This window comes from Streptosporangium sp. NPDC004631 (assembly GCF_053601935.1).
The window spans coordinates 221,607-239,773 of the sequence record NZ_JBSGCR010000006.1; the positions used below are offsets into that span (position 1 = coordinate 221,607).

Genomic DNA, 18,167 nt, shown 5'->3' on the forward strand with positions numbered 1-18,167 from the left:
CGAAAAGCACCACCCCCACACTGTTACCCAACGCTACATTTCCGCTACTTGTGGTAATGAAACAGCGAGAGGGCGGACAGGACCCTCCGCGGGAGGGGTAAGACCGGAGAGGGGAGGAAGGTCAGGGCCAGGAGGAGTCCTGGTCGGGGTCGCCGCCGTCGGACAGCAGCTTGACGTCCGAGGAGACCATCATGGCGACGAGGTCCTCGAAGGAGACCGAGGGCTCCCAGCCGAGCTCGGCGCGGGCCTTCTTCGGATCGGCGCAGAGCAGGTCCACCTCCGCCGGGCGGTGCAGGGACCGGTCGGTGACCACGTAGCGCTCCCAGTCGAGGTCGGCGGCGGTGAAGGCGGCCGCCACGAGCTCGCGGACGGTGTGGGTGCGGCCGGTGCCGATCACGTAGTCCTCGGGCCGCTCGGCCTGGAGCATCAGATGCATCGCCCGGACGTAGTCGCCCGCGTAACCCCAGTCGCGGCGGGCCTCCAGGTTGCCCAGGCGGAGCTCGTCGGCCAGGCCCAGCTTGATGCGTGCCACCCCGAGGGAGACCTTACGGGTCACGAACTCGGCTCCCCGGCGCGGGGACTCGTGGTTGAACAGGATCCCGGAGACCGCGAACATCCCGTAGGACTCGCGGTAGTTCTGGGTGAGGAAGTGGCCGTACGCCTTGGCCACGCCGTACGGCGAGCGGGGGTGGAACGGGGTGACCTCCGTCTGGGGGGTCTCCCGGACCTGGCCGAACATCTCCGAGGACGACGCCTGGTAGAACCGGATCTGGCCGGAGCCCGCGGCCGTCCTGGAGGAGGAGATGCCGGAGCAGACCCTGATCGCCTCCAGCATGCGCAGCACGCCCATGCCGGTGACCTCGCCGGTGAGCTCGGCCTGCTCCCAGGACATCGGCACGAACGAGATGGCGCCCAGGTTGTAGACCTCGTCGGGCCGGGCCCTCTCCACGGCGGAGATCAGCGACCCCTGGTCCAGCAGGTCGCCGCGGACCAGCTGGACGTCCTGGAGGAGCCTGCGCACCCGGGAGACACGCGGGTTGGCCTGGCCCCTGACGAGGCCCCAGACCTCGTACCCCCGGTCGAGCAGGCACTCGGCCAGATAGGAACCGTCCTGCCCGGTGATACCGGTGATCAGTGCGCGCCTGGCCAACGCGTCCTCCTCGCTGCTGGGTGGAACTTTCATGTGACATGTGCCCTGTGATCGCGAATGTATCGCCATGCCCCGGATGGGCACCATGTCGGTTACCGCAAGGTTAGAACACGTTTCACCGAACCACGCTCGGTTAGCTCAACGTTGCAGTTCGGGCACGGTGAGGGTGACTTTAGGAACAATTCCAGATCGGCTGGAAGTGACCTACCGAATGGTATGGTCCGAATACTAAGGTCATCTTTCACGGTACCTGTCCCCTTCCGGGCAGGGTGAGGAAGGGGTTGCCGTGCCGGGTGCGGACTCACTGCGGGTCGCGCTGCTGTCCTACCGCAGCAAACCGACCTGCGGGGGCCAGGGCGTCTACCTCCGTCATCTCAGCCGCGAGCTGGTCGCCCTCGGGCACCACGTCGAGGTCTTCTCCGGCCAGCCGTACCCCGATCTGGACGAGGGCGTCATCCTCAACAAGGTCCCCAGCCTGGACCTGTACCGCGACGAGGACCCCTTCCGCACCCCTCGGCTGCACGAGTATCGCGACTGGATCGACGGCCTGGAGGTCGCGACCATGTGGACCGGCGGGTTCCCCGAGCCACTGACCTTCACCCTGCGGGCGCGGCGCGAGCTGCGCGGGCGCGTCGGCGACTTCGACGTGGTGCAGGACAACCAGACGCTCGGCTACGGCCTGCTCGACATCCAGAGGCTGTTCCCCGTGGTCGGCACCATCCACCACCCGATCAGCGTGGACCGGCGGATCGAGTTGAAGGCCGCGCCGCCGCGCAGGCGGTTCTCGCTCAGAAGGTGGTACGGCTTCGTCCGGATGCAGGCCAAGGTCGCGCCCAGGCTGAACCCGATCCTGACCGTCAGCGAGTCCTCCCTCGCCGACATCCACCGCGACTTCAACGTGCCCCAGGCCAACATGCGGCTCATCCCGCTGGGCGTGGACACCCGCTACTTCCACCCGCGCCCGGAGATGCCCAGGCGGCCCGGCTCGATCGTCGCGGTGGCCAGCGCCGACTCCCCGATGAAGGGCGTCGCCACGCTGCTGCGGGCGGTCGCGAAACTCGCCACCGAGCGCGACGTGCACCTGACCGTGGTCAGCAGACCCACCCCCGGGGGCCCCACCGAGAAGCTGGTCGCCGAACTCTCCCTGCACGACCGGGTCACGTTCGTGCACGGCATCTCCGACACCGAGCTGGGCGACCTGATCGCCACATCGGAGATCTCGGTCGTGCCCTCCCTCTACGAGGGCTTCTCCCTCCCCGCCGTCGAGCACATGGCCTGCGGCACCCCGCTGGTGGCGTCGCGGACCGGGGCGCTGCCCGAGGTCGTCGGCGACGCGGCGATCCAGGTCGCCCCCGGCGACCCCGAGGAACTGGCCGCCGTACTGCGCCGCCTCCACGACTCCCCCGAGGAGCGGGCGGCCGTCGGCCGCAGAGGCTACGACCGGGTCATGGAGCGCTACACCTGGACCGTCGTCGCCCAGCGGACCGTGGACGCCTACCGCGAGGCCATCAAGGCACACGGCGCCCCGTGACAGATCACCCGACAAGGAGCGGCACGTGCTGACCGTCGACTTCGGCCTGCTGCCCGTCGGGCCCGGCATGCGAGTTCTCGACCTGGGCTGCGGCGGCGGACGGCACGCGTTCGAGGTGCTGCGCCGGGGCGCCGACGTGGTGGCCTTCGACATGGACGCCACGGAGCTGAAGGGCGTGGCGGACATGTTCGCCGCCATGGACGACGCCGGCGAGGTCCCCCGGGGCGCCATGGCCGAGACCGTGACCGGCGACGCGCTGAGCATGCCGTTCGAGGACGCGAGCTTCGACCGGGTGATCGCGGCCGAGGTGCTGGAGCACATCCCCGACGACATGGCCGCGATGCGGGAGATCCTCCGGGTGCTCAAGCCCGGCGGCCTGGCGGCGGTCACGGTGCCGAGCTTCCTGCCGGAGCGGATCTGCTGGGCGCTGGACGAGGCGTACCACACGGCCCCCGGGGGGCACGTCCGCATCTACACGCTGGCCGAGCTGAGCGCGAAGCTGAAGTCCGTCGGTATGAGGGTCGGCCCGCACCACCACGCCCACGGCCTGCACGCGCCGTACTGGTGGATCAAGTGCGCGGTCGGCGTCGGTAACGACGACCACCCGCTGGCCAAGGCGTACCACGAGCTCCTGGTCTGGGACATCATGAGGCGCCCGGCCGTCACCCGGATCGCCGAGGCGGTGCTGAACCCGCTCATCGGCAAGAGCGTGGTGCTCTACGCCCGCAAACCCGAGGACCGGTGAACGAGGATCGCGGGAACGGGACGTCCCGCGCGGCGGACGAGGAGCGGTGAGCGACCGGTGAGATGGGAGCAGGTCGTCCAGACAGCCCGGAGCATCGCGGCCGTACAGGAGCCGGACGGGGGCGTCCCGTGGCCCGAGGGGCACGTGGACACGTGGAACCACGTCGAGTGCCTGATGGCGATGGGTGTGGCCGGGCTCACCGGACCGGTCCGCAGGGGCTACGACTGGCTGGCCCGCACGCAGCGGGCCGACGGCGCCTGGCCGATGAGGCTGGTCGGCGGCCAGGCCGCCGAGCGCAACGGGGAGTCCAACCACGCCGCCTACGTCGCGGTCGGGGTCTGGCACGAGCTGCTGGTCACCGGGGACGTCGGCTTCGCCCGCGAGATGTGGCCGGTGGTCCGGTCCGCGCTGGACTTCGTGGTCGGGCTGCAGACCACCCGCGGCGAGATCGTCTGGGAGCGCACCGCGGACGGCAGGCCCGCCGAGTACGCCCTGCTGACCGGCTGCGCCTCCATCCACCAGGGGCTGCGGAGCGGCGTGCTGCTCGGTGAGCGCCTGGGCGACCCGCAGCCCGACTGGGAGGTCGCGGCCGACCGGCTCGGCCACGTGGTCGCCGCCCACCCGGAGGCGTTCGCCGACAAGAGCCGCTTCTCCATGGACTGGTACTACCCGGTCCTGGGCGGCGCGGTGCGCGGCCCGGCCGCCCTGGCCCGGCTGGCCGAGGAGTGGGACACCTTCACCGAACCCGGCCTGGGCATCCGCTGCGTCTCCGACCAGCCGTGGGTGACCGGCGCCGAGTCGTGCGAGCTGGCGCTCGCGCTGGACGCCGTGGGAGACCGGGAACGGGCACTGAGGCTCTTCGCCGACATGCAGCACCTCAGGCACGAGGACGGCTCCTACTGGACCGGCTGGCAGTTCGTGAACGAGAAGTGGTTCCCGCACGAGCGTTCCGCCTACACCGCCGCCGCCGTCGTGCTCGCCGCCGACGCGCTGTACGGCCACACCCCGGCCTCGGGCCTCTTCCGGGACGCGGGCGCGTACGTGGCCGACCGTCCGACCTCCGACTGTGGCTGCAGCCACACCCGTTCACGGGCCTGACCCCCCGGGGCCTCTGCGGTTTCTTTGCCAGGGATCCGGAACGCGGTACTTGAAGGGCCGGATACGGCTCACTACGTTCAGCCTGTGAGCGATGCGGAGGGCACCGGAACAGTAGCTCGGAGTGACGGAGGCGAGAGGGTGTCCGTCGCGGCGGACCCCGCCGGGACACCTGCCGAGACAGCCGTTGAGACAGCCGCCGAGACACGGAGGATCCCCGCCGCCGAGCAGACCGCCGACATACCGGGCGCCCCGCGCCCCGAGGGTTCTCCCGGTACGGCGGACACCCCTCACCCCGAGAGCACCCCCGGCACGGCGGACGCCTCCCACCCCGAGCCCGAGTCCGCCCCCGAAGAGGCGTCCGGCGGCACACCGGGCTCGGTCGTCCCGCGGCCCCACGGCCCGGCGGAGCTGAGGCTGACCAGGCCGCGCGGCCTGACCGGCCTGCTCTGGCAGGACCTCGCCCAGGTCGGCTTCGGGCCGCGCCGGTTCCGGCTGGGCCCGGCCCGCGCACGGCTGGAGACCGCGGGACAGGCGTGCATGGCCGGCTACAACGCGGTGATCGCGGGTGAGGCCGAGCGGATCGACGATCTCCACGAGGAGCTGCGCGGGTTCGCCTACGAGGGGGCGGGCATGGCCTGCGCGACCCTCGACGTGCTCACCGTCACCGGTGGGCGGCGGCTGAGAAACCTGCTCAGCGGGCAGGGCATGCGCTATCCGCACCTGATCCACCTGGGCACCGGCTGGGCGTACGCCCGGCTGCGCATGCGGCCGATGTGGGGCATCCGCTCGGTCCACCCGCTGCTGCGCTGGCTGGCCTTCGACGGCTTCGGCTTCCACCGGGGCTTCTTCGCCGCCGACCGCACGGTGGGGCGGCAGCGCACGGTCGGCCTGCTGGACCGGACCCGGCGGGCGATCTTCGACCAGGGGGTGGGCCGGATGCTCTGGTTCCACGAGTGCGCGAACGTCGAGGACGTCATCCTGCGCATCGCCGAGTTCCCGGCGGGGCGCCGCGCCGACCTGTGGAGCGGTGTCGGCCTGGCCGCCGTGTACACCGGCGGCGCGGGCGTCCCGGAGCTGGAGCGGCTGAGCGCGGCGGCGGCCGAGGACGGCTTCCGCGCCCACCTCGTACAGGGTGGCGCCTTCGCCTGCGCCTCCCGGCTGATCTCCGGGATCGTGCCCGAGCACACGGTGGCGGCGGCGCCCGCGCTCTGCGGGGTGGAGGTGGACGAGGCCGGCCACTGGACCGACACGGCGCTCATCGCCCTGGGCCACAACGCCCACAGCGGCGACCACTACCAGACCTGGCGGGCGGGGATCAGAAAGACCTGGGCACGGCGCAACCGCGATTCATGACCACAGCTCAAAGGAGCGGTGAAAGCGATGTCAGGGGTTCGCAAGCACGCGGCGGGAGCTCTCGCCCTGGTGGCGGCCACCGCCGGATGGTGGCTGACCGCACCGCCCGGTCCCCCCGCGACCGCCGACCAGATCACCGGCTTCTCCTTCGTCGCCGACCCGCTCGGCCCCGCGGACAGGCCGGGTGACAGGCGGCTGCGGCCGGTGGCGCCCGGCTACGAGAACATCCGGGCCTGGATCTCGTCGACGGGCGCGGGGGTCGCGCTGTTCGACGCCGACAACGAGGTCGTCTCCGACGACGTCTGCCTGGTGGACCCGCGCCGGGACACGGTGACCGTCGGCCCCGCGCCGGGAACGCCCCGGAGCTACCGGCCCTTCACCCTGGCCGCGCCGGGGCGCGGGCCGTACCAGGCCCCGATGGGCTGCCTGCCCGCGGACCTCGACCAGGACGGCTGGCAGGACCTGGTCGTCTACTACTGGGGCCGCTCCCCCTCACTGTTCCTGCGCGTCCCGGGGACGCCGCTCTCCGGCGCCGCCTTCCGCCACCGCGACCTGACCCCGGCACCGGAGGTCTGGAACACCGGCGCGGCCACGGCCGGTGACTTCGACGGCGACGGCCGCCTCGACCTGGTCTTCGGCAACTACTTCCCGGACGGCGTCAGGGTGCTGGACGACACCGGCGACCACGGCGACGCCGTCATGCCCGGCTCGATGTCCAACGCCGGCGACGGCGGCCCCGACCGGCTGTACCTCGCGACGGGACCGGCCACCTTCGCCGAGGCGGAGGGGGTGTTCGACGAGGTGGGGGGCACCGGCTGGACGCTGGCACTGGGCGCCCAGGACCTGGACGGCGACGGAAGGCCGGAGCTGTACGTGGCCAACGACTTCGGCCCCGACCGGCTGCTGGTCAACGAGTCGACGCCCGGGAGGGCCGCCTTCCGGGAGGCGCGGGGCACCCGGCACCCGATCACCCCCAGGTCCAACGTGGTCGGCACGGACTCGTTCAAGAGCAGAGGGGTCGCCTTCACCGACCTCAACGCCGACGGCATACCGGACATCCTGGTCAGCAACACCACCGAGGAGTACGGGCTGCACGAGGGCAACTTCGCCTTCCTCTCCCTGCCCGGTGGACTGCACGAGGGCCACGCGCCCTACGACGACCACGGCGAGGAGCTGGGGCTGAGCCGTACCGGCTGGTCGTGGGATGTCAAGGCGGCCGACTTCGACAACGACGGCAGCGACGAGATCATGCATGCGACCGGGTTCGTCCGGGGTGAGGTCGACCGGTGGGCGCAACTACACGAGGCCGCGGTCTCCAACGACCTGGCCCTCTCCAACCCGGCGCTCTGGCCGAACATCAGAGCCGGGGACGACCTGTCGGGCCACGACGTCGACAGCTTCCTCACCAGGGGGACGGACGGCCGCTATGTGGACGTGGCCCGGAGGGCCGGGGTCGGCGACGACACGGTCAGCCGGGCCTTCGCCGTCGGTGACGTGGACGACGACGGACGGCTGGACTTCGCGGTCGCCAACCAGTGGGCCGGGTCGGCGCTCTACCGCAACCACGGGGTCACCGCCCCCTTCGTGGGCCTGCGACTGCGACTGCCCGCCGGCACCTGCCATGCGGCCGGTCTGATGTGGCCCGCACCGGCCCGCACCGCGGCGGCGCCCGCCGGCCTGAACCGTCCCGCACCGACCAGACCCGCCATCGGGGCCGTCGCCAGAGTGCGCGTGCCCGGTGGGGCCACGCTCGCCCGGCAGCTCTACCCGGCCAACGGGCACAACGGCGTCTCCGCGCCGGAGCTGCTGTTCGGCCTGGGCGGCGGCGCGGGGAGCGGGCCGTTCCCCGTGGAGGTGTCCTGGCGGGACGCCTGCGGCGTCCCGCGCACCGCGTCACTGTCGGTGGAACCCGGCTGGCATCAGATCCTGCTGGCCGACGGAGGCGCTTCGGAGATGGAGCGGCCATGACCCCCGCGCAGAGACGGAGCAGGGCGCTACGCCGGTTCGCCGGATCCCTCACCGCGACGACCGTCCTCGGACACTGCCTGCTCGGCTTCGAGCAGGCGTACCTGGCCCCGCTCGTGGGCGTGGCCACCGGCGTGACCACCGAGCTGGTGCTGGAGACCGTGGAGGCGTGGGCGCGCGGGCGCCGGGTCCGCTACCTGGGCAGGCGGGCCGGCCGGACGGTCGACTTCTTCCTGCCGTGCTCCATCGACGGCCTGCTCTGCGCGATGCTGCTGTACGGCGACGCCCACCTGGGGCCGGTCGCGCTGGCCGTCCTGATCGGTGTCGGCGGCAAGTACGTCTTCCGGGTCGGAATGCCCGGCCGGTCACGCCCCGGTGGCGGAGGCGCGCCCGGCGGGGCGTGTCCCGGCGAGGGCGTGCCCGGCAGGCACTACCTGAACCCGGTGGCCCTCGGCACCTGCGCGGTGCTCCTGCTGTTCCCGTGGGTCGGCACGGCGCCGCCTTACCAGTTCACCGAACGGGTGTCGGGGCCGTTCGACGCGATCGTGCCGCTGGTCCTGCTGGTGCTGGGCACGACGGTGCACGCCAAGCTGACCGGGAGGCTGCCGCTGATCCTCGGCTGGACGGGCGGGTTCGTCCTGCAGGGGCTCGTCCGGGGCGCGCTGAGCGACATCTCGGTGATCAGCGCCCTGCTGCCCATGACCGGCGTGGCCTTCGTCCTGCACACCGTCTACGTGATCGCCGACCCCGGTACGACTCCCGCCGGGACCCGGAACCAGATCGGGTTCGGCCTGGCCACGGCGGCCGTCTACGGGCTGCTGGTCCAGTTCCACCTCGTCTACGGGCTGCTCTTCTCCCTGGTGATCGTCTGTGCCTGCCGGGGCGCCTACCTGGCCACACTGTCCCGCGTCCGCCCACCCGCCGTCCCCACGTCCATCCCCGTTCCCGCCCCCTCCCCCTCCCCCGCTCCCGCGCTCGGTCACGCCGACGTCCCGGCGGGTGTCCAGCGGTGAACCGTCCGAAGGCCCGAGTTCGAACACCTGAGGGGTGCGCCGAATGTCCGTCGCGATCGTGGGACTGGCCTGCGCCTATCCCGACGCCCCCGGCCCCGGGGCGCTGTGGGAGACGGTGTTGTGGCGGCGGCGGGCGTTCCGCCGCGTACCGGTCGAACGGCTGGATCCGGCGGGCCACCGTCTCCCCGGGGTTCCCGGCGTTCCCGGCCGGTCCGCCACCGGCCGGGTCCACGGCGGCCGCGCGGGCCTGATCGAAGGCTGGGAGCCCGACCGGGCCGTCTTCGGACTCCCGGGCCTGGACCGTCACGTCGCCGGCCCGGCCCACCGGCTGGCGCTGGACACCGCCTCCCGCGCCCTGGCCGACGCCGGATTCCCCCGGGGGGAGGGACTCGACCGGGACCGGGTCACGGTGATCATCGGAAGTACGGGGGCCGGCACGATCGCCGGGGGCGTCTGCGCCCACTTCGGTCTGCGCGGCGGCGGGTACGCGGTGGACGGCGCGTGCGCCTCGTCCCTGCTGGCGGTGATCACCGCCGGTCACTCGCTGCTGGACGGGAGCGCGGACTTCGCCCTGGCCGGAGGGGTCGACCTCAGCCTCGCCCCCTTCGCTCCGGCCGGCCCCGCCGGATCGGGCGCCCCCTCTGGGGAGCGGATGTGGATCTACGACACCCGCTCGGACGGCCACTGGCCGGGCGAGGGCTGCGGAGTCGTCGCGCTGGCACGCGCCGCCGACGCCCGCGCCGCCGGGATGCGGATCTACGCCGAGATCTCCGGATGGGGGGTGTCCTCCGGCGGTGCCGCCTGTCCCGAGTCCGACGGCCTGCTGCTGGCCCTGCGCCGCGCCTACGCCCGCGCCGGGATCCCCCCGGCCGGGGTCGCCCTGTTCGAGGGGAGCGGGACCGGCACCGCCGCCGGTGACACCGCCGAACTCGCCGCCCTCACCGCCCTCCTGTCAGGTTCGGTACGGCAGGCCGCGCTGGGCTCCGTCAGCGCCAACATCGGGCACACCGGAGCGGCGGCCGGGATCGCGGGCGTGATCAAGGTCGCGCTGAGCGTCGCGCACGGCGTCCTGCCGCCCACCACCGGCTGCGGATCCCCGCACCCCCTGCTGACCGCCCCCGGCACCCCGCTCCGGGTACCGGCCTCCGCCGAACCGTGGCCTGACGGTCCCCGCCACGCGGGGGTGAGCGCCATGGGCTTCGGCGGCGTCAACGCCCACCTCGTCCTCACCGCCCCGCCCTCGTCCCCCACGACCCCGCACAGCGCGTCCCCCGCGGGGACGGTGACCGAGCGGCCGTCACGGGACGAGCCGTTGGTGTTCGGCTTCTCCGCCGAAAGCGCGCGAGCCCTGCGGCCGGTGCTGGAGCGGGTCGCCGACCAGGCGGTGCGCTGGTCGGAAGCGGAACTGTGCGACCTCGCGCACGCACTGGGAACCGCCCCCGCCGGGCGAGTGCGGGTGGCGATCGCGGCGGAGTCGGCGGAACGGCTCGCCGAACGCGCGCGACTCGCGCTGGACCGGCTGGAGCGACCGGACCGGCTGGACCCGCTGGACCCGCTGGACCCGCTGGAGACGCTGCCGGGGATCCACCTCGGGCCGGATGTGATGTCCGGCCTCGCCGCCCTGTACCACGATCATCCGGCCAGGCCCATGGACATCTGGCGCGACCGCGTCTTCATCCCCGGCGCCCTTCTCCCGGCCCCCTGCCCGCCCATACCGAACCCGTACCCACCGAACCCGTCCGTCCCGGGCCTGTCCCCCGCGGGTTCGCTCGTTCCGAACGGCTTGCCGTACCCCGGGATCGGCCGTCGTCCCCTCGTCGGCACCGGCACCCCGGCGGGAGACCGGGCAGACGCCGTCGAACCGGTGGCCGGGGTGGCGCGCTGGGTACGGTGCTTCACGGAGGATCCGGAGGCCGCCACCGCCCAACCGGCGGATGGTGTGGAGACGCCCACCAGGCGGATCGTGATCGACGACCCGCTACGGCCGGGAGCGGTCGGGGAACTGCTCTCCGCGGTCCGCGAGGCGGTCGCGGACCGTGAGGGGCTGGCCGTGGTCTGCGGCTCCGACGCCCTGACCGGGTTCCTGGCGACGCTGCGCCTGGAGCACCCCGACCTCGACTTCGGCCCCGGCCGGCCGGACGCGAGGACCGCGCTCCTCCTTGAGGAGGAGGGACCGCTGCCGGTCGGCACGGCGGACGTGGTGCTGGTCAGCGGGGGCGGCACGGGGATCGGGTTCGCCTGCGCCGTGGCGCTGGCCGAGGAGAGCGGTTGCGCGCTGGCCCTGCTCGGGCGGGACACACCGGACCGCGACACGTGGCCGTCGGCCAACCTGGCGGAACCGGCCGCCAAGGGGATCCGGCACGTCTACGTGACCGCCGAGGTGGGCGACGCCGCCCAGGTGGCGCGGGCCGTACGAGAGGTGGAGGTCACGCTGGGGCCGATCGCCATGCTGATCCACGTGGCGGGCGTCAACCGGCCGGGCCGGTTCGCCGACCTCACCGACGAGGACTTCGAACACCACGTCGCGCCGGAACTGACCGGCCTCGACAACCTGCTCACCGCGGCCGCCCCCGGCCGGGTGGTGACGTTCGGATCGGTGGCCGGCCGGTACGGCCTGGCGGGCGAGAGCCGCCACGCGCTGGCCGGTGGGCTGACGCGGGAGCGGGTGCGGAGGATCGGCGGGCTGAACGTCGACTGGCCGGTCTGGGACGGAACCCCGCCGGGCGCGGCGGCCGTCGAGCCCCGGGAGGAGGTGGAGCTGTTCCTGCGGCTGCTGAGGACCGAGGGCCTGCCGCCCAGCGTTACCGTGCACGGCAGGCCGCCCGGCCCCGCAGCCCCGTGTCCGGGTGGCGGGCGGTTCCTCGACGGGGTGCGGGTGCACGTCCCCGGGGTGGAGCTGGTCGCCGACAGCGATCTGTCGCTCAAGACGGACGCCTACCTGGACGACCACCGGATCGACGGGCGGGCGGTGCTGCCCGCCGTGGTGGCCCTGGAGGCGATGGCCCAGGCCGCCGGGGCGCTGGCGGGGCGCCCGCTCGACGAGGCCGTGGAGATGACGTTCGACCGGCCGGTGGTCGTGCCCGACGAGGGCGGCACCACGATCCGGGTGTGCGCGCTCCGGCACACCCGGACGGTCGAGGTGGTGGTGCGCGGCGAGGAGACCGGGTTCCAGGCCGACCACTTCAGGGCGGTGTTCCCGGTGGACCCGGCCGACGAGACGCTGGCCGTACCGGAACTGACCCGCGACGGCGCCGAGCCCCTGGACGCCGGGGACCTGTACGGCGCGCTCTGCTTCCAGACCGGGCGTTTCCAGCGCGTCCGGGAGCTCACGCTCGTCGAGGCGCGGGGGTGCCGGGGCGAGCTGCACGGCGACGATCCGGACGGCTGGTTCGACGGCAGGCCGGTGCTGGGCAGTCCGGGCCTGAGCGACGCCACGATCCACGCCCTCCAGGCGTGCGTGCCGCACCGGCGGCTGCTGCCGGTCGGCGGCGAGCGGCTGGTGGTGCGGCCGTCTCAGGGGGACGTGCGGCTGCACGCCACCGAGCGCCACCACGGCGGGGGCGAGTACGTCTGGGACGTCACCGCCACCGACGTGCGCGGGCGGCTGGTGGCCGCGTGGACCGGGCTGCGGCTGAAGGACGTCGGCCCGCTCCCCCGGCGTGACCCGTGGCCGCCGAGCCTGCTGGCCGTCTACCTCCAGCGGGCCTCGGTCGCCGCCGGCCTCGACCCGGCGCTGCGGGTGACCATGGACGGCGGGACGTTCCGCAGCCCCATGGGTGAGCTGGTGCTCGGGGTGGACGAGCCCGCGTGCTGCGCCTGGGAGCGGGTGGACGAGGCGGGGGAGGTGCCGACGCCCCTGCCGGAGACACCTCTCCCGGAGACACTCATGCCGGAGACGCCGCCCACCGCGCCGCCCACCGCGCCGCCCACCGAACCGCTCACCGGGCCGTGCGCCGCGCTGCTCGCCGCGCTGCTGCCGTACTGCGGGGAGCCCGAGCGGACCGTGGCCGCCCGGATCAGGACGGCCGCCGGATGCCTGTCCGGCGCGGGTCGTCCGGCCGCCGTGCCGCTCACCCTCGCGGGAGGGCACGAGGGCGGCTGGCTGCTGCTGCGGGCAGGCGGCGACCTGATCGCCTCGACGGTGGTGCGGGTCAGGGACGTACCGGGACCGGTGGCGGTGTCGATCATGACCCCGGCCCCCGGTGAGCGATCCTCAGCCCCTCCTCCGTGAGCGACCCGCGGACCCCCGGCGAGCGGCCCCCGAACCCTCGATGAGAACCCACGGCCCCTCCGTGAGCGACCGGCGGGCCGGTCAGCCCGTGCCGGGGCCGACCCGTTCCAGCACCCGCACCGACCCCTCGCTCCTGACCTCCCTGAACGCGCCGGAGGCGAGCGCCCGCCGGTAGACGTGGTAGGGCGCCTGACCTTCTCCCGTGGCGGGGTCGGGGTAGACGTCGTGGAAGACGAGCACACCGCCCTCGATGACGTGTGGGACCCACCCCTCGTAGTCCTTGGTCACCGGGCCCTCCGCGTGGCCTCCGTCGATGAAGAGCATCGCCAGCGGGGTGTTCCAGAGGGCGGCGACCCGCTCCGACCTGCCGACGATCGCGATGACCTCCTCTTCGAGACCGGCGGCGGCGATCGTGCAGCGGAAGGTGGGCAGCGAGTCCATCTTGCCGAAACGGGGATCCATCAGCGTGGGGTCGTGGTGGGCCCACCCCGGCTGGATCTCCTCCGAGCCCCGGTGGTGGTCCACGGTGAAGACGACGGAACCGGCCTGCCTGGCCCCCGCGCCGAGGTAGACGGCGGACTTCCCGCAGTAGGTGCCGATCTCGCAGATCGGCCCGAGCGGGCCGTACTCGACGGCCGTCTCGAAGAGGGCCAGCCCCTCGGCGTGGGGCATGAAACCCTTGGCGCGCCGGGCCGCGTACAGCAGATCGGCGGGCATGGTCGCGGTGCTCATCGAAGCAGACTACCCAGACCGAACAGCATTCCGGACGGCCCTTGCCCCCCCTTGTGGAACGTGTTCTACTTTGCACCGTGAAGCAGCGCGCCCGCATCGCGATGTCCGAGGACGAGATCATCACCTTCGTCGAGGGGTCGCGGAAGCTCCAGCTCGGCACGGTCAACCCGGACGGGACACCGCATCTGGTGCCCATGTTCTACGGGCTGACAGCGGGAATGATGTCCTTCTGGACCTACGGCAAGGCGCGGAAGGCGATCAACATCCGGCGAGACCCCCGGGTGAGCTGCCTCGTCGAGACCGGAGAGGAGTACTCCGAACTGCGCGGGGTCCTGGTGTACGGCGTCGCCCGGCGGATCGAGGTCCCCGAGGACGTCCTGGCCGTCGGCATGACCGTGGCCCGGCGGATGGCCGGAGCGCCCGGCACCGAGAGCCCCCTGGCAGAGTATGTCGCCTATACCGGCCGCAAGCGGGTCGCCTTCGTGGTGGAGCCCACCCGAGTGATCTCCTGGGATCACCGTAAGCTCACGACTCCCGCCTAGGAGGATCAATGAAAATCAAGGTCGACTACCTGGTCTGCGAGGCCAACGCGGTCTGCACCGGGCTCGCCCCCGAGGTCTTCGAGCTCGACGACGACGACCGGTTGCACGTGCTGCTCCCCGAGCCGCCGCCGGAGATGCTGGACCGCGTCCGGCACGCCGTGCGGTCCTGCCCCAAAGCCGCTCTCTCCCTTGAGGAGAGCTAGGAGGATCCCCCATGCGCGGTGCGCTTCTGCACGCCGTCGGCGACGACAAGCTCGACATCCGCGACGATCTCACCCTCACCCCGGTGGGTCCCGCGGACGTCCGCGTCAGGATAAGGGCGACCGGCGTCTGCCACTCCGACCTGTCGGTGATCGACGGCGTGCTGCCCATGCCGCTCCCGATCATCCCCGGCCACGAGGGCGCGGGCGAGGTCGTCGAGGTCGGCGGCCACGTGACCTCGGTCCAGCCCGGTGACCACGTCATCGTCAACTGGACCCCGGCCTGCGGCACCTGCCGGAACTGCCTGGTGAACCAGCCGTTCCTGTGCATGACCTACATGATGGACAGCTTCGTCAACGCCCGGTTCCGCTACGGCGGCGACACCCCGGCGTTCGGCATGGCCGGGTGCGGCACCTGGTGCGAGGAGATCGTCGTGCCCTGGCAGGGGGCGATCAAGGTTGATCCCGAGGTGCCCTTCGAGGCGGCGGCGCTGATCGGCTGCGGCATCACCACCGGCGTCGGCGCGGCGCTCAACACCGCCCGTGTCAGGCCCGGCTCGACCGTGGCGGTGGTCGGCAGCGGCGGCATCGGCCTGTCGGTGATCCAGGGCGCCCGGATCTCCGGCGCGACCACGATCCTGGCGATCGATCCGCTGGAGTCCAAGCACGAGCTGGCCAGGAAGGTCGGCGCCACCCACGCGGTCACCCCCGACGAGCTCATGGACGCCGTCGGCACGCTGACCGGCGGCCAGGGATTCGACTACGGCTTCGAGGCCGTCGGCAAGTCCGCCGCCATCATGACGGCCTGGCGGGCGACCCGCCGAGGCGGCGACGTGATCGTGGTCGGCGCGGGCGCCATGGACGACATCGTGCCGCTGAGCGCCTTCAACCTGCTGTTCGAGGGCAAGAGGATCCTCAGCTCGCTGTACGGCGAGGCGGACGTCCGCCGGGACTTCCCGTTCCTCGCCGAGCTCTACAGGGCGGGCAGGCTCGACCTGGAAAGCATGATCAGCGCCCGCGTCAAGCTCTCCGACCTGAATGAGGCGGTGGCCGCGCTGCGGAGCGGCGAGGTGCTGCGCCAGATCGTCGTTCTCGGCTGACGGTCAGTCCGGTACGGCCCGCGTCCCCGCCACGAACGACAGACGCGGGCCGTACCGGCGCGCCCACCCCCCACCGGGTAGGCGCGAGTCCACAGGGCGCCGGTTCCCGTCCCGGTGCTGTCCCGGTCACCGGGGTCGCCGGGCCCGCGGCTTCCGCGGGCCGAAGGCGTCGGACACGACGCGACGCCAGGACCCGGCCCGCTCCCCACGGAGGCCGACCGTACTGACGAGTGTGGGCGTGGCGCTCTCTTCGACTCCGAGAGAGATGACTCCAGCTTTGCCCCCTCTCCCGGCCGGAGGGCAATCCCATTCGCATCCAACATCACGTTATGCCCGCCGCTCGGCGCGCCATGACAAAAAACGGCGCGCGCCGTCAATGGCGAAATCGTGTCCTGCCGGTATGCGCGATCCGGATCGGGGCACGCTCTCAGGCGTGCGCGGCCCGCACGATCGCCTGAGCGCCCTCCGAGGCCTTGCCCGGCGCCGGTGATGACCGCCACCCCGCCGTCAAATCGCAACTCCGACGTCCACTCCCTCCAGGAGAACATAGTTCTGTTTTAAACAATAGCCGGTTCATCGCCTATCGGCGATAAATGTTCATTTCCTTCCAGTCATGAAGGGGTGGCGACAGGATGTCGAATTCAACGCGGATAGTGATCGAGTGTATGAATTTCTGCTAAAGTTTTTGCCCTTACCGGGCGAGGGTCAACGACGACACTCCTCCTATCGCAACCCCGCCCAAGACCCGGGCTGGAGGCCCCGCATGCCCTCACCGCCGCCCCTCCGTGTGGTCCAATGGGCCACGGGCGCCGTTGGCCGGTACTCCCTGCGCAATCTGATCACCCGGCCCGAGTTCGAGCTCGTCGGAGTGCTCGTCTACGACCCGGACAAGGTGGGTCTGGACGCGGGCCCCCTCATCGGGTTGGCCGAGACCGGTGTCACGTGCACCGACGACGTCGAGCGGATCCTCGCCCTACAGGCCGACTGCGTGCTGCACATGCCGCTGCCGGCGTCCTACTTCGGCGGGGACCACGCGACCGACGTGGAGACGATCTGCGCCCTGCTCGCCTCGGGCAAGAACGTCATCACCACGACCGGGTTCGTCTATCCCCAGTCCTACGGGCCCGGCATCGTGGAACGTCTGGAGGCCGCCTGCCGGGCCGGAGGCACGTCTCTGCACGGCACCGGCATCAACCCCGGTTTCATGAGCGACATGCTCCCGCTCGCGCTGACCGGGCTGTCCAGCCGGATCGACCACATCTACGTCCGTGAGTCGTCCGACTTCCGGGGGCACCCGTCCCGGCAGATCGTGGTGGACCTGTTCGGTTTCACCCGCTCGGCCAAGGACTACACCACCACCGTGCGCCCGTTCCGCGCCTTCCAGCGCTCGCTGTTCACCGAGAGCGTCCAGTTCGTGGCGGGCACCCTCGACGTGACCCTCGACGAGGTCGAGGAGAGCGACGAGTTCGAACTCGCCTCCGAGGAGTTCGAGATCGCCGCGGGCCTGGTCCAGGTCGGCACCGTGTGCGCGTCCCGCTGGACGTTCAGCGGCCTGGTCCGCGGGCGTCCCTTCATGACCGTGGAGTGCGTCTACAAGGCCGACGCCACCAAGGTGAGCCGCTGGCCCGCCCCGGGTTTCGCCATTCACATCGAGGGCCTCCCCCAGATGACCCTCACCGTCGACGAGGTCTCCCACGGCCTGGCCGGTGCCGCCGCCCACGCCGTCAACGCGGTGTCCGCGGTCTGCGCCGCCCCGCCGGGCATCCGCACCCTGCTCGACCTCCCCCTCGCCACCGGCCGGGGCACCGTCCGTCTCGCCTGACGGCGCCCGTCCGATCAGGCGTGCGGGGTGAAGCGGCCGAAACGGCCCTGATGGTAGAGGAGCGGGCGGCTGCCGGAGATGTGGCTGGTCTCGGTGACGAGGCCGACGACGAGGACGTGGTCGCCTATGTCCACGGTGGAGTGGGGGACGCAGACCAGCTGGGCCGAGACGCCGCCCAGGAGTGGAACGCCCAGGGGGCCGGGCCGCCACTCGGTGGGGGCGGCGAACCGGTCGACGCCCTTGCGCGCGAACCGGGAGGCCAGCTCGGCCTGGTCGCCGGCCAGGACGTTCACCGCGAAGTGCTCGGCCCGCCTGAGCCACTGCCAGGTGGCCGAGGACTGGTCCACGTAGAAGGAGACCAGCGGGGGCGCGAGGCTGACCGAGGAGAACGAGGTGGCCGTCAGGCCGACCGGGACCCCCGCCGACTGCGCGGTGATCACCACGACTCCGGACGCGTGAACGGCCAGCGCCTGGCGGAAGCGCTCGGCGTCGACCGCCCCGCCCGGCAGGGTCTCGGTCATGACTCCTCACTTCTCCTCTCTCACCCGACCTGCCCGGCAAAACCCGCTTATGGTCGGCAACCCATTCATAACGCCTTCTCTTCCCGATCTCTCGCCGGGGCTGCCGCCGTGACCGCGCGCCACGGCCCGGCGCGGCCCCGAGCCGCCCGGCTCCGTGACCGGTC

At 72.3% G+C, this 18,167-nt stretch carries 14 protein-coding genes; 11 read left to right on the plus strand and 3 right to left on the minus strand.

Annotated features, from left to right (window positions below):
• Nucleotides 1-121: 121 nt before the first annotated feature.
• Nucleotides 122-1,150, minus strand: coding sequence for a GDP-mannose 4,6-dehydratase (locus ACWEF2_RS08840; RefSeq protein ID WP_453813282.1), 1,029 nt, complete (start codon nucleotides 1,148-1,150; stop codon nucleotides 122-124).
• Nucleotides 1,151-1,436: 286 nt separating this feature from the next.
• Here ACWEF2_RS08840 and ACWEF2_RS08845 point away from each other — a divergent pair, with 286 nt between their 5' ends.
• From ACWEF2_RS08845 to ACWEF2_RS08875, 7 genes are all read left to right on the plus strand, one after another.
• Nucleotides 1,437-2,681 carry a glycosyltransferase family 4 protein gene (locus ACWEF2_RS08845; protein ID WP_453813284.1) on the plus strand — a complete coding sequence of 415 codons (1,245 nt, stop codon included), beginning with the start codon at nucleotides 1,437-1,439 and terminating at the stop codon, nucleotides 2,679-2,681.
• A gap of 25 nt (nucleotides 2,682-2,706) precedes the next feature.
• Nucleotides 2,707-3,426, plus strand: coding sequence for a class I SAM-dependent methyltransferase (locus ACWEF2_RS08850; RefSeq protein ID WP_453813286.1), 720 nt, complete (start codon nucleotides 2,707-2,709; stop codon nucleotides 3,424-3,426).
• Nucleotides 3,427-3,483: 57 nt separating this feature from the next.
• Nucleotides 3,484-4,524 (plus strand): prenyltransferase, encoded by a 1,041-nt coding sequence (locus tag ACWEF2_RS08855; RefSeq protein WP_453813288.1) that lies wholly within the window; start codon nucleotides 3,484-3,486, stop codon nucleotides 4,522-4,524.
• A gap of 138 nt (nucleotides 4,525-4,662) precedes the next feature.
• Nucleotides 4,663-5,877: a DUF1702 family protein gene (locus ACWEF2_RS08860; RefSeq protein ID WP_453813290.1), complete on the plus strand. Its 1,215-nt coding sequence runs from the start codon at nucleotides 4,663-4,665 to the stop codon at nucleotides 5,875-5,877.
• Between the two features lie 27 nt (nucleotides 5,878-5,904).
• On the plus strand, nucleotides 5,905-7,845 hold the full coding sequence (locus tag ACWEF2_RS08865; protein WP_453813292.1) for an FG-GAP repeat domain-containing protein: 1,941 nt from the start codon (nucleotides 5,905-5,907) through the stop codon (nucleotides 7,843-7,845).
• Nucleotides 7,842-8,855, plus strand: coding sequence for an enediyne biosynthesis protein UnbU (locus ACWEF2_RS08870; RefSeq protein ID WP_453813294.1), 1,014 nt, complete (start codon nucleotides 7,842-7,844; stop codon nucleotides 8,853-8,855). Before ACWEF2_RS08865 ends, ACWEF2_RS08870 begins: the two co-directional genes overlap by 4 nt.
• 43 nt (nucleotides 8,856-8,898) lie before the next feature.
• Nucleotides 8,899-13,086 carry an SDR family NAD(P)-dependent oxidoreductase gene (locus tag ACWEF2_RS08875; protein ID WP_453813296.1) on the plus strand — a complete coding sequence of 1,396 codons (4,188 nt, stop codon included), beginning with the start codon at nucleotides 8,899-8,901 and terminating at the stop codon, nucleotides 13,084-13,086.
• Between the two features lie 81 nt (nucleotides 13,087-13,167).
• Here ACWEF2_RS08875 and ACWEF2_RS08880 read toward each other — a convergent pair whose 3' ends face one another.
• Nucleotides 13,168-13,818, minus strand: a complete 651-nt coding sequence (locus tag ACWEF2_RS08880; RefSeq protein WP_453813298.1) for a class I SAM-dependent methyltransferase — start codon at nucleotides 13,816-13,818, stop codon at nucleotides 13,168-13,170.
• Between the two features lie 77 nt (nucleotides 13,819-13,895).
• Between ACWEF2_RS08880 and ACWEF2_RS08885 the strand changes: the two genes are divergently transcribed.
• The 4 genes from ACWEF2_RS08885 (at nucleotide 13,896) to ACWEF2_RS08900 (ending at nucleotide 17,482) form a co-directional block, all read left to right on the plus strand.
• Nucleotides 13,896-14,360 (plus strand): pyridoxamine 5'-phosphate oxidase family protein, encoded by a 465-nt coding sequence (locus ACWEF2_RS08885; protein ID WP_453813299.1) that lies wholly within the window; start codon nucleotides 13,896-13,898, stop codon nucleotides 14,358-14,360.
• A gap of 8 nt (nucleotides 14,361-14,368) precedes the next feature.
• Nucleotides 14,369-14,563 (plus strand): ferredoxin, encoded by a 195-nt coding sequence (locus ACWEF2_RS08890; protein ID WP_355595110.1) that lies wholly within the window; start codon nucleotides 14,369-14,371, stop codon nucleotides 14,561-14,563.
• Nucleotides 14,564-14,574: 11 nt separating this feature from the next.
• A complete protein-coding gene (locus ACWEF2_RS08895; RefSeq protein WP_453813301.1) occupies nucleotides 14,575-15,660 on the plus strand; it encodes a Zn-dependent alcohol dehydrogenase in 1,086 nt (361 codons plus the stop codon).
• A 763-nt stretch (nucleotides 15,661-16,423) separates the two neighbouring features.
• Nucleotides 16,424-17,482 (plus strand): NAD(P)H-dependent amine dehydrogenase family protein, encoded by a 1,059-nt coding sequence (locus ACWEF2_RS08900; protein WP_453813303.1) that lies wholly within the window; start codon nucleotides 16,424-16,426, stop codon nucleotides 17,480-17,482.
• Between the two features lie 14 nt (nucleotides 17,483-17,496).
• Here the strand turns inward: ACWEF2_RS08900 and ACWEF2_RS08905 are convergent, their stop codons facing one another.
• Nucleotides 17,497-18,003 carry a flavin reductase family protein gene (locus ACWEF2_RS08905; protein ID WP_453813304.1) on the minus strand — a complete coding sequence of 169 codons (507 nt, stop codon included), beginning with the start codon at nucleotides 18,001-18,003 and terminating at the stop codon, nucleotides 17,497-17,499.
• Between the last annotated feature and the right edge of the window lie 164 nt (nucleotides 18,004-18,167).

Coding starts and splice junctions, on each gene's coding strand:
- ACWEF2_RS08865 (WP_453813292.1), top strand. CDS start 5,905: ATGTCAGGGGTTCGCAAGCACGCGGCGGGAGCTCTCGCCCTGGTGGCG.
- ACWEF2_RS08870 (WP_453813294.1), top strand. CDS start 7,842: ATGACCCCCGCGCAGAGACGGAGCAGGGCGCTACGCCGGTTCGCCGGA.
- ACWEF2_RS08875 (WP_453813296.1), top strand. CDS start 8,899: ATGTCCGTCGCGATCGTGGGACTGGCCTGCGCCTATCCCGACGCCCCC.
- ACWEF2_RS08880 (WP_453813298.1), bottom strand. CDS start 13,818: ATGAGCACCGCGACCATGCCCGCCGATCTGCTGTACGCGGCCCGGCGC.
- ACWEF2_RS08890 (WP_355595110.1), top strand. CDS start 14,369: ATGAAAATCAAGGTCGACTACCTGGTCTGCGAGGCCAACGCGGTCTGC.
- ACWEF2_RS08895 (WP_453813301.1), top strand. CDS start 14,575: ATGCGCGGTGCGCTTCTGCACGCCGTCGGCGACGACAAGCTCGACATC.
- ACWEF2_RS08900 (WP_453813303.1), top strand. CDS start 16,424: ATGCCCTCACCGCCGCCCCTCCGTGTGGTCCAATGGGCCACGGGCGCC.
- ACWEF2_RS08905 (WP_453813304.1), bottom strand. CDS start 18,003: ATGACCGAGACCCTGCCGGGCGGGGCGGTCGACGCCGAGCGCTTCCGC.